The 23,514-nt window shown below is 67.4% G+C and carries 18 protein-coding genes; 13 read left to right on the top strand and 5 right to left on the bottom strand.

Annotated features, from left to right (window positions below; all coding sequences use genetic code 11):
• Positions 1 to 157: 157 nt before the first annotated feature.
• From ACQR0U_RS03790 to ACQR0U_RS03780, 3 genes are all read left to right on the top strand, one after another.
• The gene (locus tag ACQR0U_RS03790) at positions 158 to 2,227 is read left to right on the top strand and encodes an acyltransferase family protein (protein WP_434842628.1); all 2,070 of its coding nucleotides are present in this window, start codon (positions 158 to 160) and stop codon (positions 2,225 to 2,227) included.
• Positions 2,228 to 2,681: 454 nt separating this feature from the next.
• On the top strand, positions 2,682 to 3,869 hold the full coding sequence (locus ACQR0U_RS03785; RefSeq protein ID WP_434842627.1) for a TCR/Tet family MFS transporter: 1,188 nt from the start codon (positions 2,682 to 2,684) through the stop codon (positions 3,867 to 3,869).
• Positions 3,870 to 3,907: 38 nt separating this feature from the next.
• Positions 3,908 to 4,123, top strand: coding sequence for a hypothetical protein (locus tag ACQR0U_RS03780; protein ID WP_315769653.1), 216 nt, complete (start codon positions 3,908 to 3,910; stop codon positions 4,121 to 4,123).
• A gap of 246 nt (positions 4,124 to 4,369) precedes the next feature.
• Here the strand turns inward: ACQR0U_RS03780 and ACQR0U_RS03775 are convergent, their stop codons facing one another.
• A complete protein-coding gene (locus ACQR0U_RS03775) occupies positions 4,370 to 4,810 on the bottom strand; it encodes a hypothetical protein (RefSeq protein ID WP_316186635.1) in 441 nt (146 codons plus the stop codon).
• A gap of 365 nt (positions 4,811 to 5,175) precedes the next feature.
• Here ACQR0U_RS03775 and ACQR0U_RS03770 point away from each other — a divergent pair, with 365 nt between their 5' ends.
• Positions 5,176 to 5,352: a hypothetical protein gene (locus ACQR0U_RS03770; protein WP_434842626.1), complete on the top strand. Its 177-nt coding sequence runs from the start codon at positions 5,176 to 5,178 to the stop codon at positions 5,350 to 5,352.
• 216 nt (positions 5,353 to 5,568) lie between these two features.
• Here the strand turns inward: ACQR0U_RS03770 and ACQR0U_RS03765 are convergent, their stop codons facing one another.
• Positions 5,569 to 6,807, bottom strand: a complete 1,239-nt coding sequence (locus ACQR0U_RS03765) for an NF038122 family metalloprotease (RefSeq protein WP_434842625.1) — start codon at positions 6,805 to 6,807, stop codon at positions 5,569 to 5,571.
• Positions 6,808 to 7,059: 252 nt separating this feature from the next.
• On the opposite strand from ACQR0U_RS03765, the gene ACQR0U_RS03760 reads away from it, so the two are divergent.
• Together ACQR0U_RS03760 and ACQR0U_RS03755 are read left to right on the top strand one after the other, a co-directional pair.
• The gene (locus ACQR0U_RS03760) at positions 7,060 to 8,010 is read left to right on the top strand and encodes an aldo/keto reductase (RefSeq protein ID WP_315715410.1); all 951 of its coding nucleotides are present in this window, start codon (positions 7,060 to 7,062) and stop codon (positions 8,008 to 8,010) included.
• 340 nt (positions 8,011 to 8,350) lie between these two features.
• Positions 8,351 to 9,463, top strand: a complete 1,113-nt coding sequence (locus tag ACQR0U_RS03755) for a TAXI family TRAP transporter solute-binding subunit (RefSeq protein WP_434842709.1) — start codon at positions 8,351 to 8,353, stop codon at positions 9,461 to 9,463.
• 30 nt (positions 9,464 to 9,493) lie between these two features.
• Here the strand turns inward: ACQR0U_RS03755 and ACQR0U_RS03750 are convergent, their stop codons facing one another.
• Together ACQR0U_RS03750 and ACQR0U_RS03745 are read right to left on the bottom strand one after the other, a co-directional pair.
• Positions 9,494 to 10,942, bottom strand: coding sequence for a sensor histidine kinase (locus ACQR0U_RS03750; RefSeq protein WP_434842624.1), 1,449 nt, complete (start codon positions 10,940 to 10,942; stop codon positions 9,494 to 9,496).
• Positions 10,939 to 11,610: a response regulator transcription factor gene (locus ACQR0U_RS03745; RefSeq protein WP_315715407.1), complete on the bottom strand. Its 672-nt coding sequence runs from the start codon at positions 11,608 to 11,610 to the stop codon at positions 10,939 to 10,941. Before ACQR0U_RS03745 ends, ACQR0U_RS03750 begins: the two co-directional genes overlap by 4 nt.
• A gap of 414 nt (positions 11,611 to 12,024) precedes the next feature.
• On the opposite strand from ACQR0U_RS03745, the gene ACQR0U_RS03740 reads away from it, so the two are divergent.
• Positions 12,025 to 13,581: a glycosyltransferase family 39 protein gene (locus ACQR0U_RS03740; RefSeq protein ID WP_434842623.1), complete on the top strand. Its 1,557-nt coding sequence runs from the start codon at positions 12,025 to 12,027 to the stop codon at positions 13,579 to 13,581.
• A 102-nt stretch (positions 13,582 to 13,683) separates the two neighbouring features.
• Here ACQR0U_RS03740 and ACQR0U_RS03735 read toward each other — a convergent pair whose 3' ends face one another.
• Positions 13,684 to 14,007: a hypothetical protein gene (locus tag ACQR0U_RS03735; protein ID WP_315715405.1), complete on the bottom strand. Its 324-nt coding sequence runs from the start codon at positions 14,005 to 14,007 to the stop codon at positions 13,684 to 13,686.
• 886 nt (positions 14,008 to 14,893) lie between these two features.
• On the opposite strand from ACQR0U_RS03735, the gene ACQR0U_RS03730 reads away from it, so the two are divergent.
• Genes ACQR0U_RS03730 through ACQR0U_RS03705 form a run of 6 tightly spaced genes read left to right on the top strand, consistent with a single transcriptional unit; the run spans position 14,894 to position 23,504 of the window.
• Positions 14,894 to 16,324 (top strand): SWIM zinc finger family protein, encoded by a 1,431-nt coding sequence (locus ACQR0U_RS03730; RefSeq protein WP_434842622.1) that lies wholly within the window; start codon positions 14,894 to 14,896, stop codon positions 16,322 to 16,324.
• Between the two features lie 2 nt (positions 16,325 to 16,326).
• Positions 16,327 to 17,721 (top strand): DUF5691 domain-containing protein, encoded by a 1,395-nt coding sequence (locus ACQR0U_RS03725; RefSeq protein ID WP_434842621.1) that lies wholly within the window; start codon positions 16,327 to 16,329, stop codon positions 17,719 to 17,721.
• 29 nt (positions 17,722 to 17,750) lie between these two features.
• Positions 17,751 to 18,854, top strand: a complete 1,104-nt coding sequence (locus ACQR0U_RS03720; RefSeq protein ID WP_434842620.1) for an ATP-binding protein — start codon at positions 17,751 to 17,753, stop codon at positions 18,852 to 18,854.
• A 1-nt stretch (position 18,855) separates the two neighbouring features.
• Complete coding sequence (locus ACQR0U_RS03715; RefSeq protein WP_316169589.1) at positions 18,856 to 21,234, top strand: DUF5682 family protein; 2,379 nt, start codon at positions 18,856 to 18,858, stop codon at positions 21,232 to 21,234.
• The gene (locus ACQR0U_RS03710) at positions 21,231 to 22,421 is read left to right on the top strand and encodes a vWA domain-containing protein (protein WP_315715399.1); all 1,191 of its coding nucleotides are present in this window, start codon (positions 21,231 to 21,233) and stop codon (positions 22,419 to 22,421) included. Before ACQR0U_RS03715 ends, ACQR0U_RS03710 begins: the two co-directional genes overlap by 4 nt.
• Entirely contained in the window at positions 22,422 to 23,504 is a 1,083-nt protein-coding gene (locus ACQR0U_RS03705; RefSeq protein ID WP_434841775.1) for a M48 family metalloprotease, read from the top strand.
• Positions 23,505 to 23,514 lie beyond the last annotated feature (10 nt).

The following is a 23,514-nucleotide window of genomic DNA, read 5'->3' as shown; positions in this document are numbered from 1 at the left end:
GACGTTCGCCACCGATGGCGACCACCTCCTCACGACGCTCATTCATGATTGCGTTTGCCCCGCACTGTCCGCCATAATTGTACAACAGACATTTTCGCGGGTTTGATTGCAGCCAAGACGATTAGAAGCCGAACGTTCTTTTGGGGAGAGAGCGCACATGCACGCGCCAGTGGCCGGCTCGAAACCGGTTCCCGTGGTCGGCACGGCCTACAGGCCGGATATCGACGGACTGAGAGCTGTCGCAGTCATGTCCGTCGTCGTGTTCCACGCCTTTCCGCATGTGCTTCGCGGCGGCTTCATAGGAGTCGACATCTTCTTCGTCATATCCGGGTTCTTGATCACCTCGATCATCGTTGCGGATCTGGCGAACGGATCATTTCGTGTTCGGACCTTCTACGCTCGTCGCGTCAAGCGCATCTTCCCCGCCCTCATCGTGGTTCTTCTCGCCGCCCTCCTGCTCGGATGCTTTCTTCTGTACACCGACGAATACAAGGAGCTCGGCAAGCAAGTTGCGGCGAGCGCCGGATTTGCCGCGAACCTGCTGTTCTGGAAGGAGGCCAACTATTTCGACCTGGCCGCGGAAACGAAGCCGCTGCTTCACCTATGGTCGCTGGGCATCGAAGAGCAATATTACATCCTCTGGCCGCTGCTGCTGTGGCTGTGCTGGCGGACAAGGAAGCGCGCCCTGCCGTACCTCGTGGGGCTGCTGCTCGTCGGGTCATTTCTGCTGAACATCAAAGCCATGGGCACCAGCCCGACCGAGGCCTTCTACTCCCCGCTCACGCGCGCATGGGAGCTGTTTGCAGGCGGCCTGCTGGCGATCGCGTCGTCCCCATACACCAGGCCGCTCTTCGGCGCTGTCCCTGACGCGGGGCATCGATCACCCATTTCCGATCGGCTCGCGGCGTCGGGAATAGTCCTGTTGGCGGCGAGCCTGATCCTGATTTCGAGAAATACGCCATTTCCCGGGTGGGCAGCACTGCTGCCTGTCGCAGCGACCTGCATGCTCGTCGGCGCCGGGCCGTATAGCTGGGTCGCTCGACGCATTCTCTCGCATCCTTTCCTGGTTGGAATCGGGCTGATCAGCTACCCGCTCTATCTCTGGCATTGGCCTCTGCTCGTCCTGACTCGCGCCTGGATGGGCGAGGCAGGCTCCGCACCGCTTCGATCCGGCGTCATCGCGCTGAGCGCCGGTTTGGCCTGGATCACCTATCGATTTCTGGAACGTCCGATCCGGTTTGGGCAATCGCCCTTGCGGTCGGTCCCACTGCTCTGCGGTGCCTCGGCGACGCTCGCGGGAATCGGCGCCCTGACCATGACCTACGGCTGGACCTTCAAGCCGGGCGATCTGAACAGCTACGCAGCCTATTTCGATTCCTTCCGCACGGGCGTGTCGCCAGCTCGGGAAGAGCTGGTGGAAATCAATCAGAACCAATGCAACTTCTACAACTTCGAGAGTGCGCTTCCCACGCGCGTCCCTCGGGACGGCATCAGCCCGGACTGCTACACCAGCCACTCTCGCAGAGCGGTGCTGCTCTGGGGCGACTCTCATTCGGCGCATCTCTTCCATGGCTTACGGAAGACGCTTCCGTCCGATACGTCCCTGCTGCTCGTTTATGCGTCGGGGTGCCGTCCACACCCGATCGATCTGACCAGACTGACGACCGACTACTGCGAGATGTCCAACTCCTTTGCGCTGTCGACAATCAAAGAGGTCGTTCCTGATGTCGTGGTCATCTCATTCAACAATTCCTTCGATACGGAGTACCTGCGCGAGGTGTCTCGGGACATCAAACGGATCGGCGTGAAACGGGTGATCGTGCTCGGACTGGCGCCTCATTGGGAACCGTTCCTCTTCAAGGTGGTCATGCAGCACTATTGGCAGTTCACACCGGCACGAATCTCGACGCACCTCGACCAGCATGCGCTTGGCATCGACAAGGCATTTCGAGACGAGCTCCAGGCCAACGAACCATTCGAGTACCAGAGCCTTTATGATTTCTTCTGCAATCGAGAAGGCTGCCTCATCTATCTCGATCGCAACCGGCGCGAGGGTCTCGTGAGCTTCGATAATGCGCACCTGCGACCGCTTGCGTCCCTCTACCTCGCCGAGCACCTGCTCACCCCGTTGATCCAACGCGACGTCCAGCCGCCGACGACGCGTGACGACGCGCAGCCGCATGGTGGCAGGACGGGGACTCTCGATGACCGGCCAGGAGTGCAGTGAAGATACGGCGCATTGCTGGGCGAATCGCGAGACGTCCCGCGCAGCCCATCCACGTCCGCCTGCCATCGCCCGACCTGTCCGCTCAAACCGCCCGTGGCTTGTTCACCGTCTCGATGCGATCGAGAATCTTGCCGAGATCGCGCCTCGCGATCTGGCGTCGTAGTCGGCCTGCAGATTGCAGCCAGAGCTCCGGCGATGTATCGATGAATATGCATTGAATGCACCGATCGTCGTTCGGAAAAAGCGGCTTGCGCCGCCCGATCTCGGCGTGTAGATGGCGCCTGTCGCGAAAAGCGGTCGTTGCCTGCGGCCGAGTACAAGCCGTCCATCTGCCTTTTGGCATGGACCGGCCCAGCGTCTCCCACACATCACATCGATCGCCTGACAGATCGTCAGGCTCCAGCGAGCGGTCGCGCGTGTTTGCGCCATCGGCTCGCGTGAACCGGAGCGCGCCATGACCAGGGCTGTTGCCGTCATCTATCTCACCATCGTGCTCGATGCCGTCGGCATCGGGCTGGTCTTTCCGATCCTGCCGGCGCTGCTGCACGACGTGACCCACACCGACGACGTGCCGTTCCTTCTCGGCGTCATGACGGCGCTCTACGCCGCGATGCAGTTCATCTGCGCCCCGGTGCTGGGCTCGCTGAGCGATCGGCTCGGCCGGCGCCCGCTGCTGCTGGTCTCGCTGGCCGGCGCCATCGTCAACTACCTGTTCCTGGCCGCTGCGCCCGATCTCTGGATGCTCCTGCTCGGCCGCGCCATCGCCGGCGTCACCAGTGCCAACGTCTCGGTGGCCACGGCCTACATCACCGACGTCTCGCGCGAGGACCAGCGGGCCCGCCGCTTCGGCCTCCTCAATGCGATGTTCGGCATGGGATTCATCATCGGGCCCGTGCTCGGCGGCGCGCTCGGCGACCATTGGCTGCGGCTGCCGTTCGTCGTGGCGGCGGCATTGAACGGATGCAACGTCCTGCTGGCGTTGCTGATGCTGCCGGAATCGCGACCGCCGGACCCTGGCAAGATCGAGATCGCAGTTCTGAACCCGCTGCGGCCACTGCGCTGGGTGTTCGCCGTCAAGAGCCTGCTGCCGGTCGTTCTCCTCTTCTTCCTGTTCAGCGCGACCGGCGAGGCCTATGGCGTCTGCTGGGCGCTGTGGGGCGGCGACACCTTCCACTGGAGCGGTCTTTGGATCGGCCTGTCGCTCGGCACCTTCGGGGTGTGCCAGATGCTGGCCCAAATATTCCTTCCCGGTCCGGCCGTGAGATTGCTGACCGAGCGCGGCGCCATCCTGACCGGAGTGACCTGTGTCTGCACGGCCCTCACCGCCATGGCGTTCGCCAACCAGAGCTGGATGGTGTTTGGCGCGATGCCGCTGTTCGCGCTCGGCGGCATGGGCATGCCGGCCCTGCAGTCGATCGCCACCCGGCAGGTGGACGCACATTTGCAGGGCCAGTTCCAGGGCGTGCTCGCCGCCACGGTCAGCCTCGCCTCGATCGTTGCGCCGCTCGGCTTCTCGAGCCTGTACTTCGCCGTCAGGGACGAATGGCCCGGGGCGATCTGGCTGTCGGTCGTCGCCATCTACGCGATCGCCATTCCCGTCGTCGTCACGCTGCGCCCGGCCAAGCCGGCGCCTGCGCCCTGATGCGTCGGAACCATCGCCGTCGCCGCCCGTTGGCCCGGATGCCTGAGATCGAACTCGCAAAGCCGCTCGTTCGAGCGATGCAGATCTATCGTCGCGTGGCCAGACACGATCTGGACCAGGGAGCGCGGCGCGCCCTGGCGCGGCATATCCGCGGACTGGCCGAACAAGGCGTGCATGATCCCGGCCGGCTGACCGTGTGCGGCCTCAGCTATCTGCGCAAGCTCGACCGACAACGCGGCTCCGACCAATCCTGATCTGCCGTGCCGGGACGCGGCGGGCGATCGGCCAGCTCGCCGCCCCGCGGTCACGGTGACAGTGCACGAAGCTTGAGATCCCCCTGCCCGCGGACACGCCAAGCCTCCGGTCCTCAAGCCGCCCGGAATCTTGGCGAGAGCGCCCGCTCACATCTCGAGCGTAACCAGGAACTCCTCGCGCAGAACCTCTCCGGGATGCATCGGCTCGAGCTTCTTGGTCATTACGGCAGCTCTTGAAGCTCGGAGCTAGCAGCTCGAGTCCCCACCGGCCCAGCGGTAGATACGGTCGCTCAGGGGGCCCGCTCCCATCGGGTTGCTGACCTTGATGGTCACGCGCGATCCGGAGCCGGACTTTTCGATGCGCGCTGAGACGAAGTAGTTCATCCGGACCCCATAGCTGCCTGCGACCAGGCGAAACTCCGCAAAGCCGCGGTCGCGGTGTAGCTCGCCTTCAGATTCGATCTGTCCCCCGCCCGGGTTGCCCGGATTGCCAAAGACCCGCACGGGCGGATAACAGCGCTTGCCGGTCTCGCTCAAGCGGCGGTAGATCTCCTCGTAACTTTCGGAGAAGCTTTTGCTGTCGGCAACGTCGCGCGAATTCAGGCCCTCCGGCGACATCGCACATCCACCGAGCAGCGCAATGGCAGCCCCCGTCAGCGCCGCACGCAAAGCGAACTTCATTTCCATGAACGATCCCCCAGCGCCCAACGATCGCCTCGCCCCCGAGTAATCACCGTCGTATTCGCGCTACCTGAAAGATACGCGAGTTCCCGTGAACCGTGCAATATGCGACGCGTCGAGACTTGGTGCTTTTGCCCCGGAGATGTCTTGACATGGCGGTCGAAGACCGAGGTTGAGGTCAACCCGCCTGCAGCGATCGTCGTCTATCGGTAGGAGCCGAACGCGAGGACCATCCGCATCGTTTGCGCGTGGGCGAAAATCGGCGGCGCACCAGTTGGCTCCGATGATGGGCCGGCATTCGGAACGATCGCCGCCAGCTTCCGTTGACTTCGATGCCTCGGATCGAACTTGCCAAGCCGCTCTCGCGAGCGATGCAGATCTATCGCCGCATGGCCAGACACGATCTGGACCAGGGGACGCGGCGCGCGCTGGCGCGGCACATGCGCGGGATGACCGATCAGGGCGTGCATGATCCCGGCCGGCTGACCGTCTGCGGCTTGAGCGATTTGCGTCAACTCGACCGACAACGCGACCGCGAGCGATCCTGACCTGTCGCGTCGGACACATGGCGATCGATCGTGAGCGGACCGCACCTCCGATCCGCCCGATCGCTTGGCTACATCACGCCTTTCAGTTCAGGCGACTGCGACGGAGATGGCCGGGGCAAGCCCGGCCATGACGACGATGAAATGGCGGGCATGACTTAGATCGACTACGCGATGGCCTTCTCGCGCCCAATCAATCCTCTGCTGGTAGCGACCGCCTCAGTTCGCACTGATCGCGTGCAGATGCATCGCGAGCATCATCGGATCGTGGTGCGGCTCGGCGGAATAGGACGCATGGGCCGTTGCGTGGTCATGGTTCGCGCCGGCATCGGCGCCATTCAGCGCAGCAGCGTCGGCCCGGGCATTCGCCAGCACCTGCGCGGCGCCGGCGGCATCACCCAGCTTGGTGAGGCTGGCGGCCGTCTCGGCGGCCACCGCGGAGGCGATCGCGACGGCCTGCTGCGGCGTCTGCACCGGTGCGGCGACCCCGGCGGCGTGCGGGATCTGGGCGAGCAGGGCCTGCGTGTCGGGGGTCGAGATATTGTAGCCGAGCGTCTCCAGCACCACGAGATCGATCGGCGACAGCGTCTGCGACGTGGTCGGATTGTAGAATTCGTTCAAGGGATCGCGGGCGCCCTGGATGCCGGTGTTGAGGAAGTCGGCCGGGTCCGACATCTGGCCGTAGTCGGCGATCTTGGTGAGCCCGCCGTCGAGCGAGAAATACGCGGGAGGCGCCGAGCTGATGCTGTTGTTGATCAGATGCTGCCCCGGCTTGGTGAAGTCGAACAGGTCGAAGATGTCGAGATTGCCCGGCGACGGCACCCGTCCCAGCGCATGCGACAGTTCGTGCAGCGCGACGCCGACCAGCGACTGCGTCGGGATGTCGGTGTTGAAGACGGCGAAGCCGTCCTCAGTCGTCGTGCTGTTTGGATCGATGAGCCCGAGCACCTTGGCCTGAGCATTGGCGACGAACACCTGGGAATGGCCCTGCACTGCCCGCCCCGTCGGCAGGTTGTCGAACACCGTGTCGCCGGCCGCCGCGTGGTCCTGCAGATCGGTTCGGAGCTGCGCGTAGCTGGCGAACACGCCATTGGAGACATTGGCGCCGGCCCCGCCGCCGGTGCCGGCGAAATCGATCGCGAGGTTGACCGTGGCCTGATCGGTGATCGCCGAGGACAGGATCGCCGCCGCCTGCTCGACGCCGGCGCGGAAGCTTTCGGGCGCGGCCGCGGCGGCGGCATCGAAGGTGAGGTTGAAGGTGAGCCCGCCGGTGTGAACCGAGACGGTCTCGGAGCCGTCGGCGTGTACCACCGGATCCGACACCGCGCCGGGCGGCAGCACGACAGGCGAGGCAGCCGCAGCCATATTGGTCGTCGTGTTCTTCGCCGCCGCGGCCGGATCGGGCATCATGAGGCCATCTGAGCTCAGCCCGAGCTGGTCATGGGTCAGCGTGTTCATCAGACGGACTCCTTGATCATGGCCCCCCGCGTCTCCAGCTGCGAGGCGTTCGCAGGCTGCGACCATCATCGGCAAGTGAGTGAAAAGTCTGACGCTGCCGGATCCACTTCGGGGCAGCCGTGCCACGGTTTGGATGCGGCCGGGCGGGCCCGCCATGCTCCTGCCGCGCTGGTCTCGCGCGACGAATGACGGCAATCTGCGGCAGGCGTCCGCGACGGATGCAGCCAACATCATTCAGATCGAGAGCCTCCCATGAAGATGCGCCCGCTCGGCCGTTCCGGCCTCAACGTTCCGCCCCTCTGCTTCGGCTGCAACGTGTTCGGCTGGACGGTGGACGAGGCGGCCTCGTTCCGCCTGCTCGACAAGGTGCTGGAGTCCGGCATCAACTTCCTCGACACGGCGGACGTCTATTCGCGCTGGGTGCCCGGCCACAGCGGCGGCGAGTCCGAGACCATCATCGGCAAGTGGATGAAGCTGCGCGGCAATCGCGATCGTGTCATCCTCGCCACCAAGGTCGGCATGGACATGGGCGACGGCAAGGTCGGGCTGAAGGCCGACTACATCGCGCGCGCGGTGGAGGACAGCCTGCGCCGGCTGCAGACCGACGTGATCGATCTCTATCAATCGCACAAGGACGACGAGACGACGCCGCAGGAGGAGACGCTGGCGGCCTATGACAGGCTGATCAAGGCCGGCAAGGTGCGGGTCATCGGCGCCTCGAACTTCTCGGCGGAGCGGCTGCAGGCCGCGCTCGAGCTGTCGGCGAAGAGCGGCTTGCCGCGCTATGAGAGCCTGCAGCCGGAATACAGCCTCGCCGAGCGCGCATCCTACGAAGGCGCGCTGCAACGCGTCTGCGAGAACTACGGCGTCGGCGTCATCACCTTCTTCTCGCTGGCCGCCGGCTTCCTCACCGGCAAGTATCGCTCGGAGGCCGATTTCGGCAAGAGCCCGCGCGGACAGCGCGGCATCCCGAAATACATGAACGAACGCGGCATGCGCATCCTCGCCGCGCTGGACGCGGTCGCAAGGGAGACCGGAGCGCAGCAGGCCTCGATCGCGCTGGCGTGGCTGCTGGCCAAGCCCTCGGTGACGGCGCCGATCGCCAGCGCCACCAGGCCCGAGCACGTCGACACGCTGGTGGCGGCGACGGAGCTCGCGCTGACCGCGGACCAGGTCGCGCGGCTCGACGCGGCGAGCGCGTGAGCGCCGGCGCGCGGCGCCACCATTCAGCGCCAGGCGTGCGACGTTTCGACACGCACGCAGGACGGTCGTTCTCCACCGAACACGGCCTGTGATCGAGGATTCGGCGCGCTCAGCGCCGGTCCCCGATCGCAACACTCGATCACGCTCCTGCACCGCATTTTCAGCACAGCGGTGAAGCGGGCCGGGCGACTTTGCAGCATCTCGCGGATCGCCACCTCACGGCCAAACTTCGGCCGGGATCGAACTGCTAAGTCCACTGTCCATTTAGAATGTATCGAGGAAGCGTTCGGTGAATCGTGTCGCGCGCGTAACTGTTGGCGCATTCCTATTTGCATGTGTTCTGTCATCCCTCGTGGCGCTGTCTGGCAGCGCCCGAGCGCAGCAATTGCCGCAGCGCCCGCCCACCGGCGGCGCCGTCGGTACGCTGCCGGACCGCGAGGCGCTGAACTCCGGCACCGTCACCGTGATCACCGCGCCGATCGGCGGGCCGATGTCGGTCATGGGCTCCGACATGGCCGCGGTGCTCGACGAGGGCGAGAGCCTGCGCGTGCTGCCGATCCTCGGCAGGGGCTCGGCGCAGAACCTCATCGACATCATCATGTTGAAGAACATCGACATGGGCTTCGTCACCACCGACGCGCTGGAATTCGTGAAGACGGAATACAACATTCCAGACATCGCCCAGCGCGTGCGCTACATCGCGCAGCTCTTCCACAACGACGTCCACATCATCGCGCGGCGCGAGATCCGCTCGCTGGAGGATCTCAATGGACGGCGGGTGTTCGCCGAGCGCTCGATCGGCCTGCCGGCGGCGCGCACGATCTTCCGCCGGCTCGGCATTCGCGCCGACATCGACTCCCAGACCGATCCGACCGGCGGGCTGCAGAAGCTGATCGACGGCCAGGGCGATGCCTGGATCGCATCGGTGTCGAAGGACGCGCCGATCATCAAGGGCATCAAGAACGAGGGCGGCCGGCTGCACCTCTTGACGGTCCCCTATGACCACGCGCTGCAGGACATCTATCTGCCGTCGTCGTTCTCGTCCGAGGAATATCCGAACCTGGTGCCGCCGGGCACCAAGGTCGAGACCGTCGCCGCCTCGACCGTGCTGATGGTCTACAATTGGCCGGAGAACAGCGAGCGCTATCGCCGTACGGCGCGGTTCGTCGACGCGCTGTTCGGCAAGATCCAGGTGCTGCAATCGCCGCCGCGGCATCCGAAATGGCGCGATACCGTGCTGTCGGCGCCGGTGCAGGGCCTGGTCCGCTTCAAGGCGGCGCAGGAATGGCTCGATGGCGCTCGCGCCATGCAGTCGCCGGGCCAGGATGCCAACCCGGCCGAATTCCGCAAGTTTCTCGACGAGCGCAAGGCGCAGGCGAGGATGTCGCCGGACGAGGCCGCGCGACTCTACAGCGACTTCCTGAAGTGGCAGCGGAGCAGGGAGCCGCGCTGAGCGCGGGCCGCCGGAAACGACGTCCCGGCATCAAGCGCGCGGCGGCGATCCCGCCTGCTCGGCCGTGCGCCGGACGGCCGGCAATGTCGCATCCGCAGCGTCGCCTTGCGAAGGCGCGGCGCGCGCGAAGCTGAGCTCGACCGTGGTGCCGCCGCCCGGCGTCTCGCGCAGCGCGACGCGGCCCTGATGCGTCGCCATGACCTGCGACACGATCGAAAGCCCGAGCCCCATGCCTTCGCCGCGGGCGTGGCCGCGCTCGAACGGCTGCAGCAGGCGTTCGGGCTGATCGGATTGCAGGCCGGGCCCCGAATCGATCACGCGCAGGCGCGCCGCGGCGTCGACCTCGACGAGGATCGGACCGCCCGCGCCGGCATGCGCGACCGCATTCCTGATCAGGTTGGAGAGCGCGACCGCGATCGCCGGCTCCGAGCCGCGGATCCGGACCGGCGCATCGCAGCCGGCGAAGCCGATCTCGAGCCCGGAGTGCAGCGCCATCGGCACATGCTCGGCGGTGACGCGCCGCGCCAACGCGACCAGGTCGATCTCGCCCAGCTCGTCCGGCTCCAGCGAAATCCGCGCCAGTTGCAGCAGCATGGTGACGATCGACGACAGCTTCTGGTTCTCGCCGACCAGTTTCGCGCGCAGGCCGGCATCCGGCACCGCCTCCAGCATGGTGCGGGCGTTGGTCAGCGGGGTCCGCAGCTCGTGGGCGGCATTGGACAGGAAGTTGCGCTGCGCCTCGGCGGCGTGGTCGATGCGCGACAAGGCGCGGTTGAAGGCGGTGACCAGCGGCAGCAATTCGGCCGGCGCGTCCCGCTCGGGCAGCCTTCGGCCGTCGGGCACGCCGTCGATCATCTCGGCCGCGCGTGCGACCGCACGCACCGGGCGGGCGATCAGCGTCGGCACGAACAACAGCGCGGCCAGCACGGTCGCGACCAGGACCAGGATGATCGGAAGCGCGACGATGGTCGCGTCGGTCAAGGTGCCCGTCATCAGCTGCGTCGACGTGTAGGCGACGCCGCCGGTCTCGATCAAGACCTCGCCGACCGGCGTATTGCGGACCGCCATCATCCGTTTCAGGCGCCGGGTCTCGCCGTCGATCGCATAGGCCAGGAAGCTGGTGCCGTTCTGCGACGACGGACCCTTGTGCGGCCGCCATTTCGGAATCGGCCCGTAGCTCACCTCGCCGCTCTTGTCGGAGACGACGTACCAGAACGTCGGGAAGTCCTGCATGATCGTGTCGAGGCGGGGCGTCTGCTTCACGAGCAATTGGCCGCCAGCATCGCGAGCCACGGCCTCCTTCAGCGCGTCGGCAACGTCGGCCGCACCCCACGTGCCGTCATCGTCGCCGCCGAAGCGGATCAGCAAGGCAGCGGCGCAGATCAGCATGATGGTGGTGACGACCGCAATCAGCGTCGCGGAGAGCAGCGTGATGGAGCGGCGGACACGGCTGAGCTTCTGCCACCTCACCTGCGTCACTCGCCGCTCAGGAGATAGCCGAGGCCGCGCACCGGCCTGATCGTCGCCCTGCAATTGGCTTCGCGCAGGCGGCGGCGCAGCCGCGACACATGGGCCTCGATCGCGTTCGACTGGATCTCGTCCTCGAAGCCGTAGGCCGCGGTCTCCAACGTCTCGCGCAGCACCACCCGCCCGCTGCGGCGAACCAGCGCCTCGAGGATCGCCAGTTCGCGCCTGGGCACCACGATCGGCGCCTGGTCGACGCAGACCGCGCGATTGACGATGTCGAAGCCCAGATTGGCGATCGAGACCATCGCGCCGCGGTCGAGAAACAGCCGGCGCAGCACCGCCCTCGCTCGTGCCACCAGCTCGATCGGCTCGAACGGCTTGGCGACGTAGTCGTCCGCGCCCTCGTCGAGCGCACGCGCGATGTCGGCGGGATCGTCGAGCGCCGTCAGCACCACGGTCGCGGGGCTCGGCTTCTGCTGCCGCAGGTCCGGCAATAGCGCCAGCCCGTCGCCGTCCGGTAGTCCGCGGTCAATCACCACGAGCTCGAAATTGCGCACCGCGATCGCCGCCCGCGCCTCGTCGAGCGTCGTGACGATGTCCGACGAGCCGAACGCCGTCGCGAGTGCATCCCGCAGCCAGAGCCCGAGCTGGGGATCGTCCTCAACGACCAGAACGCGCACGCCATCCTCCCGCAACATCGACAATCGGCTGTTCCTATCATTACAGACGGATTACAATAGGATTACGTCGACGGCATTTTGATACCGTTGTTTTTTTCAGCGCTCAATCGAAGTCGACCCGATCTGCCAGGGCTGATCGAGCCTCCATCGCGATATCTCAGTTGCAAGCTGAACGACTTCTCGGCCGGCGCGATTGCAGTGGTATGACGTGCCATGCCGCGATGATCCGATTTTCGACGTCAGCCTTTCGTAATCGTCTCGGCCTAGACTGGCATTCAAATACGCGCCGAGGATTCGCCCGCATGAAGCCTGCCGCATGATCGACCGGACATACCGGGCGATCCGCCATTCTTTGTCGGCCGCGGCTGCCGATCGCGCGTCACATCCGTCGCCTCATCATTGATCAACATCGACATGTTCCATGGCTTTGCGTTCTCGACCGTCGCCGAACGGTCGGACTGTCATCCGGCGGCCTGGCGCCGTCCGTTCCTGCGCTGGCTCGACGGCATCGAGGCCGGCTGGGCCGTGCCGCTGCTGCTGGTGTGCTTCGTGGCCGTGTGGACGGCCTATCTCTCGATCGCCTATGCCGGCGCGGGCCTGCATCCCGACGTGATCGAGACCTGGACATTCGGACGGCAGTTCGCCTGGGGCTACGACAAGCATCCGCCGCTGATGGGCTGGATCGCCGGTGCCTGGACCGCCGTCTTCCCTCTTTCCGACTGGTCGTTCCACCTGATGGCGATGACCAATGCGGCGCTGGCGCTGTGGTTCGTCGACCTGATTTCGCGCCGCTTCGTCGTCGGGGACAAGCGGGTGATCGTGCTGCTGCTGCTGATGCTGACGCCAGCCTATCAGTTTCACGCCCAGCGCTTCAACGCGAACTCGGTGCAATTGGCGACGTGGCCGCTCGCCACCTACTGCTTCCTGCGCGCGTTCGAAACGCGAACGCTGCCCTGGGCGGCCGCCGCCGGCCTGACGGCCGCGCTCGCGCTGCTCGGCAAGTACTACTCGATCTTTCTGGTGGTGAGCTTCGCATTCGCCGCCATGGCGCATCCGCAGCGACGCGCCTATTTCACCTCGGCGTCGCCATGGATCTCCACGGCCGCAGGCCTCGCCGCGCTGTCGATGCATCTCGACTGGCTCGTCGGACATGACGCGGCGCCCATCCAGCATGCGCTGATGCACGCGCGCTCCACCCTGGCGACGTCGTCGCGGGATGCCCTGTTCTTCCTGCTGGGGCTCGCGGCCGCGATGGCCGTGCCCGCCGTGACCTGGCTGATCGTCGCCGGCGCCAGGATCAGGTCTTTCACCACGGAGATGGCCGCGCTGGACGGCGGCCTCCGGCTGTTGTCCTATATCGCCATCGGCACGGTCGGCCTGCCCGTCATCAACGCGCTGATCATGGGCACCGACCTGCCCTCGCTATGGGCGCTGCAGGGGCTGTTCCTGTTCGTCGTGGTGATCGTCTGCGGCGCAGGCTATCCGATCGCGCGCTTCCACACCGTCAACATCGCGGTGCTGACGGCCGGGATCGCCGTCCTGGCTGCGATCGTCGCGGCGCCGCTCCACGCCTTCTACCGCAACAGGCACGGCTATGAGGAAGGCCGCACCTTCTACCAGCAGACCGCGCGGGAAGCGACGCGCCAATGGCGGGAGTTGACGGGGAAGCCGCTCGAGCATGTCGGCGGCACCGAGAGCCTCGCGCTCGCAACCGCCTTTTACAGCGCTGATCATCCCGCTTACGGTCTGCCCGTCTCGATCCACAAGACCGGTGCGGACTCTGGCAGCGAAGGCTGGATTTCGCTGTGCTTCCGCGACCAGGCGGATTGCATCGGCGCCGCGGAAGCGGCGGCCGCCCGATCCGGCACCTACGTCAAGCGCGAGTTCGCGGTGCAGGCGCGGCTGCTCGGCTGGACAGGATGCACACGAACGGTGGTGGCATTCCTGGTGACACGGCGGAAGGAACCATAGGGTTGAGGCAACGCCGGACGCGGCCGCCTCGTCAGCGGATCCGAACATTCGGACCAAGGACAAGGTCCCGCGTCGGCGGGACCTTGTCCTCGGGCGGCGGTCTCAGTCGTTGTCCCAGGATCCGTCGGAATAGCCGTCCCGGTAGCCGGACAAATAGCCGTCGCCATAGTTGCCGTATTCCGCGTCGTACTCATAGACGCGGTGACGACGATAGACGACCCGCGGCGGCGGATAGTCGTCGTAGCTGTAGACATAGGTGGGCGCGGAACGGGCGGTTGCCGCCGAACCGATCAGGGCTCCGATCGCCAGACCTCCGACGACGCCGGCGGCGACCGCCGCTCCGCGATTCCCGCCAGCGTTGGCCGGCGTGGCGATCGTGCCTGCGATGGTCGAGGCCATGATCATAAGCGCGCAAATTCGTTTCATTGGGTTCTCCTTGCGATCGGCTCGGCCGTCGCTGCGGGAGACTCGTGTCTGCGGCTTACCGCATCATTACAGACGGCGGATGGCAGATGCACAACGAACATGTGAGCGCGAGCACCGCCGCGAGGTCCATCATGGCAGGCCGTTCGGACGTGTGGGGCTGGGACACAAACCGAACGGCCTGCTCACTGGACTCCGACGACGTTCGAAGCCATGCGGCGCCAGATCATGATGGAAGGTGCCGCAGGTGGGACGGAGCCGACCTGATCAGGCCGGGCTTTCGGGTCTGCGGCGGCGCTCCAATGTCCTTCCGATCGAACGCCACATCGAGAGACGGCGAGCAATGGCTCATCATGACACGCTGCCGATGGCAAACCGATGTGACCTCGATCAAGGACGCGTTGAAGCTAGCGTCACGGCCTTACCGCAGGATTACAGTACGACGCGGATGATCCGGGCATCTCACCAGTGCATGGCCGGGAAAAATTCCAAGGGCGGCCGTGCTGATGACCTCCGTGCTGAACACAGCGCGCGCGAGCAGCGGGATTCGATGTGATGGAAGACAACAGGCCCTACAGCGCGCTGCGGTGCTTCACGTTCCGACGGCGCAACGGCGATGTAGTTCCGTATGAGCGGCGGCGATTTCAGAGCGTCCGGTGCGCGAGCTCACCGCGGCGTCGGAGATATCGCGCCCGCCTCATGCCCGCCCAGGAAACTCCGCAGTTCCGCCGGCGTGCGCGTGACGCGACGAGCGTTGCGCAGATCGCTCAGTTTCTTTCCCGTGCGACGCGAAGCGAAATCAGCAGGCATCGCGCTGGAATTGTTGTGCGGCTCCGCCGCCATCTGCTAGGGAGTGCGGCATCGCGCGATCAGCCGGTTGGGAGAGTGGGTGTCTCTGACACGCGAACGAATCGAAGGGCTCGCGCCTGATCAGGCCTCACTCGCCGCAGCGCTGAAGCTCGTGAAGCCTGCCAACTGGCCAATGCTGGCCGCGAGCAGCGATGCCGAGGTGCTGTGGGGCGAATGCCAGGGCTCCGGCGCGACGCCGTATCGCGTGGTCGCCGCGGCCGACGGCAGCGGCTACAAATGCACCTGCCCGAGCCGCAAGTTTCCCTGCAAGCACGTGCTGGCGGTGCTGTGGCAGCGGGTCGACAAGCCCGAGCGGTTCGAGACCACCAGCCCGCCGCAATGGGTCGAGGATTGGAGCGCGCGGAGGCGCGGCGCGAGCGGCCGCGCGCCGGGCAAGCCCAAGCCGGAGGGCGATGATGCGGGCGCGCCACCGTCGCTCGATGCCGCCCTGGCAGAGGCCGCGACGATTGCTCCCGCCGACCCAAAGGCTGCCGCGCGCGCCGAGGCGCAGCGCGAGCGGATCAGGGCCGAGCGCGAGGCGGCGATCCTCGCCGGACTCGACGAGCTGGAGCGCTGGATCGCGGATCAGCTCAACCAGGGGCTTGCCGATTTCGCCGCCCGCGCCGCGTCCGCCGCGCGCACGCTGTCGACGCGACTGGTCGACGCCAAGGCCGGCGGCCTCGCTGCGCGGCTCGACCAGCTCTCATCCGAACTGTTTCGCGTCGGAGAGGATCGCCGCGCCGATCTCGCCATCGAGCAGCTCGGCACCATGTCCCTGATCGCCTCGGCCTACCGGCATCAGGACCGGCTGCCGGCACCGCTGCGCGAGGATGTCCGACGCGCGGTCGGCTGGTCGCTGCGCCGCGAGGAGCTGCTGGCGGACGCCACGGCCCCGCGCGCGAGCAGCGTGTGGATCGTTGCCGCCAACCTGTCCGAAGTGCAGCCGGACAAGCTGCGCAGGCTGGAGACGTGGCTCGTCAACACGGGCGATGACCCCGGCCAGCCGCGCGCCGCGGTGCTGATCGATTTCGTGCCGGTGTCCGGCGGCGGCGCCGGATTTCCGTTCGCGCCGGGGGAGATCATCGACGGCGAGGTCGTGTTCTATCCGTCGGCCGCGCCGTTGCGCGGGCTGCTGGCGAGCCGCAAGACCGCGGCGACCGCGACCTGGCCGCGGCCATCGCCGGGGCTCGCCCCAGCGCTGCAGGACTACACGGCGCGGCTCGCCGCGCTGCCGTGGCTCGATCGCTGGCCGCTGCTGCTCGCGGGCGTCACGCTTCACACCGCGGGAAAGGGTGCGCTCGTCATCGCCGACGAGGCCGGAGCTGCGATCGCGGTGGAGCGCGGCCAGTTCGACCAACTGACGCCGCTGCTCGGCCTCGAGGACCTGTCGCTGCTGTGCCTGTGGGACGGCCGCATTGCGCAGGTGCTGGCCGCCGAAACGGCGCTCGGCCGCTGGCATCACGAGGGCTGACGATGGCGAGCGCGATCGATCCCCAGAGCCATGCCCGCCTGCGCCAATCCTTCCTGCTTGGCCTGGCGCGGCAGCCCTTGACGACGCCGCCGGCGCTGGCCGAACTGTTGCCACACGGACGCGAGCCCGCGCTGCCACTCCTTGCGCTGGCCGCGCAATGGCAGCGCTTCGCCGGCGCGACGGCGCCTGTCGCCGATCCCATGGCGGATGCCGCCCTGCGGCTGCACCAGGACGCGCGGCCCATCCTGCCCGAGGCGGCGCGGCGCGCGCTCAAGGCATTGGCGCGCAGCGTCGAGAAGTCGCTGGCGTCGAGCGCCTTGCCGCTCGCGCTGCGCCGTATCCAGGCCGCCGGCTGCCGGCTGCATCCATTCGATCTGCCGGATTTCGTGCCGCACATCAAAGCCAATGCCGAGGACCAAGGCCTCGCCGAGCGCGCCTATCTGGCGCTGATCGCCTCCGACGCCGATGACGATGCCACCAAGGGCCTGTTCTTCGAACGCATCACCATGGAGAACTGGACCACCTTCCCGAAGACGCAGCGCCGCGCCTTCGTGGCGGAGCAGCGCCGCAACAATCCCGCCGACGGCCGCGCGCTGATCGAATCGGTCTGGAAGAGCGAGCCCGCGCCGGTCCGCGCTGCGCTGCTCGATGCACTGATGGTCGGCCTCGGCCCCGATGATCGGCCGTTTCTGGAGAGCCTGAGCGCCGATCGCGCCGACAGCGTCAAGCAGCTCGCCGCACAGCTCCTGACCCGGATCGCCGAACGCACCGAGCACGGCGCCCGGCTGACCGAGGCCGCGCGGTGCTTCCAGCGCGCGGGCTCGTTGCTGGCCAAGATCGGCCTCGGCGCGGCGTCGACAGTGACCTTCAAGCTGCCGGCCGACGGCCTGAAATGGCAGGAGGCCGAGGCGTTGCGCGAGCGGCTGTTCGGCGGGCTGCGGCTCACCGCGCTCGCCACGGCGGTCGGCGCGCCGCCCGAGGCGCTGATCGCTTCACTGCCGCCGTCCGAGCACCGCGTGCTCACGCTGCTGATGGATGCCGCCGCGGCCGAGGGCGATGACGACACCGTGCTGCGCATCATCGGCGCGCGCCTCTGCGGCGGTGACGCACTGCACGGATATGCGCTGATGTCCTTGGCGGCGAAGGCCCGCCAGCCGCTCGCGCCGCAGGTCGCCGAACGCGTGCTCGCATCGCCGGCCTGGCAGAAGGCGATTCAGGACCTCGCCGACGCGACGACACCGGCGGCGCAGAAGGACGACGGCCGGCTGGTGCTCATGGCTGCGCTGATGCCGCGCGCGACGATGCCCGCCTTCGTCGCCACGCTCACCCCGCTGCCCCCCGCGACCGCGCGCGCGGCCAAGGATTTCGCCGACCTCGTTCTCGCGTTGCCGACGTAACGCACCATCAAACAGTCCGGAGCACGCCCATGACAAACGCTGATGCGAGCCCAAGCGACGGCCAGTTGCGCCGCTCCGCGGAAGCATTGCATGCCCACGAGCTCGAGGCGTTGGCGCAGGAGGACACGCGGGCGCGGCCGGCGCAATGGCGGCTGTCGCCGCAGGCGGTCGTCACCTATCTGATGGGCGGCCGCACCAAATCGGGTGTCGAGATCACGCCGAAATATATCGGCAACCGCCGGCTGATCGAGACCGCGGTGGCGACGCTCGCGACCGACCGCGCGCTGCTGATCCTCGGCGTGCCCGGCACGGCGAAGTCGTGGGTCTCCGAACATCTCGCCGCCGCGATCTCCGGCTCGTCCGAGCTGATCGTGCAATGCACGGCCGGCACCGACGAGAACCAGATCCGCTACGGCTGGAACTACGCGCTGCTGCTCGCCAAGGGCCCCTCGCGCGAGGCCATGGTGGCGACGCCCTTGATGCGCGCGATGGAAGCGGGGCGGATCGTACGCTTCGAGGAGCTGACCCGCATGCCGTCGGACGTGCAGGACACGCTGATCACGGTGCTGTCGGAGAAGCTGATGCCGATCGCGGAGATCAACGACGCCGTTCACGCCCGGCGCGGCTTCAACATGATCGCGACGGCGAATGCGCGCGACAAGGGCGTCAACGAATTGTCCTCGGCGCTGAAGCGGCGCTTCAACGTCGTGGTGCTGCCGCTGCCGGCCGACCTCGATGAGGAGGTGAGGATCGTCACCAAGCGCGTCGGCGAAATCGGCGGCGGTCTCGAGCTGCCGAAGATCGCGCCGGCCGACCAGGAGATCATGCGCATCGTCACGGTGTTCCGCGAGCTGCGCGACGGCCAGACGCTCGACGGCCGGCTCAAGCTGAAGTCGCCGTCGGGCTCGCTGTCGACGGCGGAAGCCATCGCGGTGACCATCGGCGCCTGGGCGGAAGCCGGCCATTTCGGCTCCGGCGTGATCGATGCGCAGAGCATGGCGGCGAACCTCGTCGGCGCCATCGTCAAGGATCCGGTGCAGGACACGGTCGTGCTGCAGGAATATCTCGAAACGGTGGTGCGCGAGCGCAAGCCGTGGGCCGATCTGTACGGCGCGATCCGCGACGTGATCTGACATGGCCGCGCCGCAACCCGATCGCCTGCATCTGCTCGGCATCCGGCATCACGGGCCGGGATCGGCGCGCGCCGTGCTATCAGCGCTCGACGCGGCCGATCCGGCCGTGGTGCTGATCGAAGGGCCGCCGGATGCCGATGAGCTGATCGCGTTCGCCGCCTCGCCCGCGATGGCGCCGCCGATCGCGCTGCTGGTCCACGCCCAGGACGATGCCGCCAATGCGAGCTTCTTTCCGTTCGCGCTGTTCTCGCCCGAATGGCAGGCGATCCGCTGGGCGCTGGCGAGGGGACGGCCGGTCCGCTTCATCGACCTGCCGGCGTCCTACCGCCTCGCCGAACGGGCCAAGCCGAAGCAGCCGGAGGGCAATGAAAGCGAGGCCGCGCCGGAGGACGCCGATGCGCCTGCGCCAGATGAGCCGGACACGGTCGATCCTGAGCTGGCGCAGATCCGGCGCGACCCGCTGGCCTATCTCGCCACCCTTGCCGGCTATGACGACAGCGAGTCCTGGTGGAATGCGATCGTCGAACAGGGGGCGCATGGTCCGGAGATTTTTGCCGCGCTGGAAGCCGCGATCGCGGCGTTGCGCGACAAGATCGATCCGCTGCGCTACCAGCCTGCCGATGAAGCCCGGCGCGAGCTGCGCCGCGAAGCGCATATGCGCTTGGAAATCGCGGCGGCGCTCGGCGAGCAGGACGGGGCCGTCGCCGTCATCTGCGGCGCCTGGCACGTGCCGGCACTGCGGCGGAAAGTGGCGCTGAAGGATGATCGCGCGCTGCTGAAGGGGCTGCCGCAGGTCAAGGTCACCGCCACCTGGGTGCCGTGGACGGAGACGCGCCTCGCGGCCGCGTCGGGCTACGGCGCCGGCGTAATTTCGCCGGGCTGGTACGCGCATCTGTGGCAGGGACTGCAGCACGGAGGGGCCGCCGCGCTCGACGCCACCGGCTTCACGACCCGCTGGCAGGCCCGTGTCGCGGAGCTGCTGCGGCGGAACGGGCGGCCGGCATCGACGGCATCTGTCATCGAGGCGTCCCGGCTCGCGATCACGCTGGCCGCGTTGCGCGACGTCGCTTTGCCGGGATTGGCCGAGATGCGCGAGGCGAGCCTTGCGACGCTCTGCGAGGGCGAGACGGCGCCGTTCCGCCTGATCGAGCAGCAGCTCATCATCGGGCAACGTGTCGGCGAGATCGACGACAGCGTGCCGCAGATGCCGCTCGCCGCCGATCTCGCGCGCTGGCAGCGCAAGCTGAAGCTGAAGCCCGAGGCGCTCGACACCGACATCGCGCTCGACCTGCGCAGCGAGGCCGGGCTTGCCAAGTCGCAGCTCCTGCACCGGCTGGGCCTGATCCAGGTGCCGTGGGGACGGTTGCAGGGATCGGGACAGAGCCGCGGCACCTTTCGCGAGAACTGGCGCCTGCGCTGGGAGCCGGAATTCTCGGTGCGTCTCGTCGAGGCGCTGGTGCACGGCACCACCGTCGCGCAGGCTGCGGGCAATGCCGCCGTCACCAACGCACAGGCGGCGACCTCGTTGAACACCGTCGCGGCCATCGTGCGCGGCTGTCTCGAAGCGGGTCTGAGCGAGGCGGCCGAGACGACGATCGCGCTGCTGCAGCAGCGCTCGGCCGCGACAAGCGATGTTGCCGATCTCACCGAGGCCGTGCCGCCGCTCGCCGAAATCCTGCGTTACGGCACCGCACGGGCGCTGCCGACCGAGGCGCTGCGGCTGCTGGTGACCAGCCTCGTCGAGGCGATCTGTGCCGGCCTCGTCTATGCCTGCCGCAGCCTGCAGGCCGACGTCGCCGCCGATCTCCGCGGCAGGCTGGCGCGGCTCGACGTCGCGATCGGACTGATCGAGGATCGCGGCCTGCGCGACGGCTGGAGCCGCGCGCTGCTGCACGTCGCCGCCGATGCGGCGGCGCATCCGCTGTTGAAGGGCCTGGCGAACCGCGTGCTGTACGATCAGGGCATCGTGTCACCGGAGCAGACCGCGCTGGCACTGTCGCGCGCGCTGTCCCACAGCGTGCCGACGCTGGAGGCCGGCGACTGGCTCGACGGGTTTCTCGGCCAGAGCGGCCAGGTGCTGCTGCACGACCAGATGCTGCGCCGGATCATCGACGGCTGGCTGGCTGCGATCGACGACGAGGCGTTCAACAACCTGCTGCCGGTGATGCGCCGTGCCTTCGCGAGCTTCGACCGCAACGAGCGGCGGCGCCTGCTGGACGAACTGGCCAGGCAGCGGCCGCTGGCCGTCGGCTCCACCTCCGACGCCAGCCCGCTGCTGCCCGCGCCGCTGCCGGCCACCGCCGCCGGCTTCGACGCGGCCCTGCCCTTGCTGCTGACCATCCTCGGCGCCGACCGGCCGATCAAGGAAGCCAATCGATGAGCGACGACGCTGATGCCGAGCGCAACCGCCGCTGGCGCCTCGTGCTTGGCGGCGACGACCAGGCCGGCCTGTCCGATCGCGATCGGCGCCTCGATGCGGCACTGGCCGGACTCTATGACGCCGGCTCCGGCGGCAAGCGCGGCGGCGGCCGACGCGGCGGTCTCGGCGGCTCGGCGCCGCGCGTCGCGAGCTGGCTCGGCGACATCAGGGAGTTCTTTCCGGCACCGGTCGTGCAGGTGATCCAGAAGGACGCGTTCGAGCGGCTCGGCCTGAAGGAGATGCTGCTGCAGCCTGAGTTTCTCGCAGCCCTCGAAGCCGACGTGCATCTCGTCGCCGACCTCATGGCGCTGCGCTCGGTGATGCCGGAGAAGACCAAGTCGACGGCGCGCCAAGTCGTCGCCAAGGTCGTCAAGGAGCTGATGGAAAAGCTCGATGCCCGCACCACCGAGACGATCCGCGGTGCGGTCGACCGCCGCCGCCGCACCCGCCGACCGCGCGCCGGCGACATCGACTGGCCGCGCACGATCGGCAAGAACCTGCGCCACTGGCAGGCCGAGCATCGCACCATCGTGCCGGAGACGTTGATCGGGCACGCGCGCGCCGCGCGCCGGACCAATCTGGAGGAGGTGATCCTGTGCGTCGACCAGTCGGGCTCGATGGGCACCTCCGTCGTCTACTCCTCGATCTTCGCCGCGGTGCTGGCCTCGATCCCGGCGATCGCGATGAAGCTCGTGGTGTTCGACACCAACATCATCGACCTCACCGAGGAGCTGGCCGATCCGGTCGAGGTGCTGTTCTCGGTGCAGCTCGGCGGCGGCACCGACATCAACCAGGCGCTGGCCTATTGCGAGCGCCTGGTGCGCGAGCCGGCGCGCACGCACATGGTGCTGATCAGCGACCTCATCGAGGGCGGCATCGCCGAGCAGATGCTGGCCCGCGCCAGGGCGCTGGTCTCGTCGGGCGTCAACCTGATCGTGCTGCTCGCGCTCAACGACGACGGCCGCCCGGCCTACGACGCCAAGCACGCCGCGATCCTGGCCGCGCTCGGCTGTCCGGTGTTCGCCTGCACGCCGCATCAGTTTCCGGAGTTGATGGCAACCGCGCTGAAGCGCCAGGACATCTGGTCGTGGGCCGCAGCACAGGACATCAAGCTGGTGCGGCCCGAGGACGGCGTACCTGGCGTGTAAATGAAGCGTCTCGTTCTGTCATGCATCCTGCTGCTCGGGCGCTACGCTGTTCTGCCGGTCGTCGCGCTGGCCGCCGGATTGCTGTTCATCTGGCTGATCGCGCTGGACGACTACACGAGAGTTGCGCTCATCACCGCCCCCATCATGTTCTGCGTGGTCGCGGCCGCCGTCGCGCTGGCGCTCGGAATTCTTTTCGTGCCGGCCCGGCGCGAGCGGAGCAACGTCCTGGACGAAGCAATGGCGCCCGCGCTCTGGCGGATCTGGCAGGAGCTCGATCCAGCCTTCGCCAAGCCGACGCGCACGCTGCGGTTCGACGCCGAGTTCAATGCGTCGATCAGCGAAGCGCGCGGCTATGCCGGCATCTTCCGCCAGCACGTCACGATGACCGTCGGACTGCCGCTGCTGATGATCCTCGACGAGCGGGCAATCCGCGCCACCATCGCCCACGAGGTTGCCCATGCCGAGCTGCGTCACATCACCGGGGCCGGCAATCTGTTCGACTTTCTGCGCGCCTGCGAGAACGTTCTGCATTATGCGAACCCCGATCGCACCATCACCGGCCGGATTGCAGCACGGCTGCTGCGTGCCGTGCTTGGATGGGTCAACAGGGAGTATCTCGCACTCTCACGTCAGAATGAGCTGGCCGCCGACCGGCGCGCGGCCGCGCTTATGGGACCATCCGAGATGGCGCGATCGCTCGTGCTGATCGCCGGTGGCGTGGCACGACTGCGCGAGCTGGTGTTCTCTCCCTTGGAGACCGACATGCTCGGCGCCATCAGCCTGCCGGCGACGCCGCTGCAGCGCATGTCGACCCATCTCGTCGACATCCGCGACCATGATGCGCTCACCGCTGCTGCGGCCAAGACGATCGAGGAGGAGTCCATGGAGGACCCGAACTCGACCCACCCGCCGCTCCGTGCGAGCCTTGCCAATCTGGGCTGTGCCACGCTCCCCGCGGTCGATCCGATCGAGGCCCCGGCCATCGCGCGACTGCTCTCACCGGATGCGGCGCGCGACCTTTCGGCCCAACTCGACGCCGAGTGGCGCAAATTGGCACAGACCAGGGTCCGTCTTGGAGGCTGATATTCAGCAT

It is taken from the genome of Bradyrhizobium sp. HKCCYLRH3097 (genome assembly GCF_051167875.1).
Classification (GTDB): Bacteria; Pseudomonadota; Alphaproteobacteria; order Rhizobiales; family Xanthobacteraceae; genus Bradyrhizobium.
Note: the sequence above shows the minus strand (reverse complement) of the source record. Positions and strands in the feature narration are given on the sequence as shown.

Coding starts and splice junctions, on each gene's coding strand:
- ACQR0U_RS03705 (WP_434841775.1), top strand. CDS start 22,422: ATGAAGCGTCTCGTTCTGTCATGCATCCTGCTGCTCGGGCGCTACGCT.
- ACQR0U_RS03720 (WP_434842620.1), top strand. CDS start 17,751: ATGACAAACGCTGATGCGAGCCCAAGCGACGGCCAGTTGCGCCGCTCC.
- ACQR0U_RS03780 (WP_315769653.1), top strand. CDS start 3,908: ATGCCTGAGATCGAACTCGCAAAGCCGCTCGTTCGAGCGATGCAGATC.
- ACQR0U_RS03785 (WP_434842627.1), top strand. CDS start 2,682: ATGACCAGGGCTGTTGCCGTCATCTATCTCACCATCGTGCTCGATGCC.
- ACQR0U_RS03760 (WP_315715410.1), top strand. CDS start 7,060: ATGAAGATGCGCCCGCTCGGCCGTTCCGGCCTCAACGTTCCGCCCCTC.
- ACQR0U_RS03735 (WP_315715405.1), bottom strand. CDS start 14,007: ATGAAACGAATTTGCGCGCTTATGATCATGGCCTCGACCATCGCAGGC.
- ACQR0U_RS03715 (WP_316169589.1), top strand. CDS start 18,856: ATGGCCGCGCCGCAACCCGATCGCCTGCATCTGCTCGGCATCCGGCAT.
- ACQR0U_RS03710 (WP_315715399.1), top strand. CDS start 21,231: ATGAGCGACGACGCTGATGCCGAGCGCAACCGCCGCTGGCGCCTCGTG.
- ACQR0U_RS03725 (WP_434842621.1), top strand. CDS start 16,327: ATGGCGAGCGCGATCGATCCCCAGAGCCATGCCCGCCTGCGCCAATCC.
- ACQR0U_RS03790 (WP_434842628.1), top strand. CDS start 158: ATGCACGCGCCAGTGGCCGGCTCGAAACCGGTTCCCGTGGTCGGCACG.
- ACQR0U_RS03765 (WP_434842625.1), bottom strand. CDS start 6,807: ATGAACACGCTGACCCATGACCAGCTCGGGCTGAGCTCAGATGGCCTC.
- ACQR0U_RS03775 (WP_316186635.1), bottom strand. CDS start 4,810: ATGGAAATGAAGTTCGCTTTGCGTGCGGCGCTGACGGGGGCTGCCATT.
- ACQR0U_RS03770 (WP_434842626.1), top strand. CDS start 5,176: ATGCAGATCTATCGCCGCATGGCCAGACACGATCTGGACCAGGGGACG.
- ACQR0U_RS03740 (WP_434842623.1), top strand. CDS start 12,025: ATGTTCCATGGCTTTGCGTTCTCGACCGTCGCCGAACGGTCGGACTGT.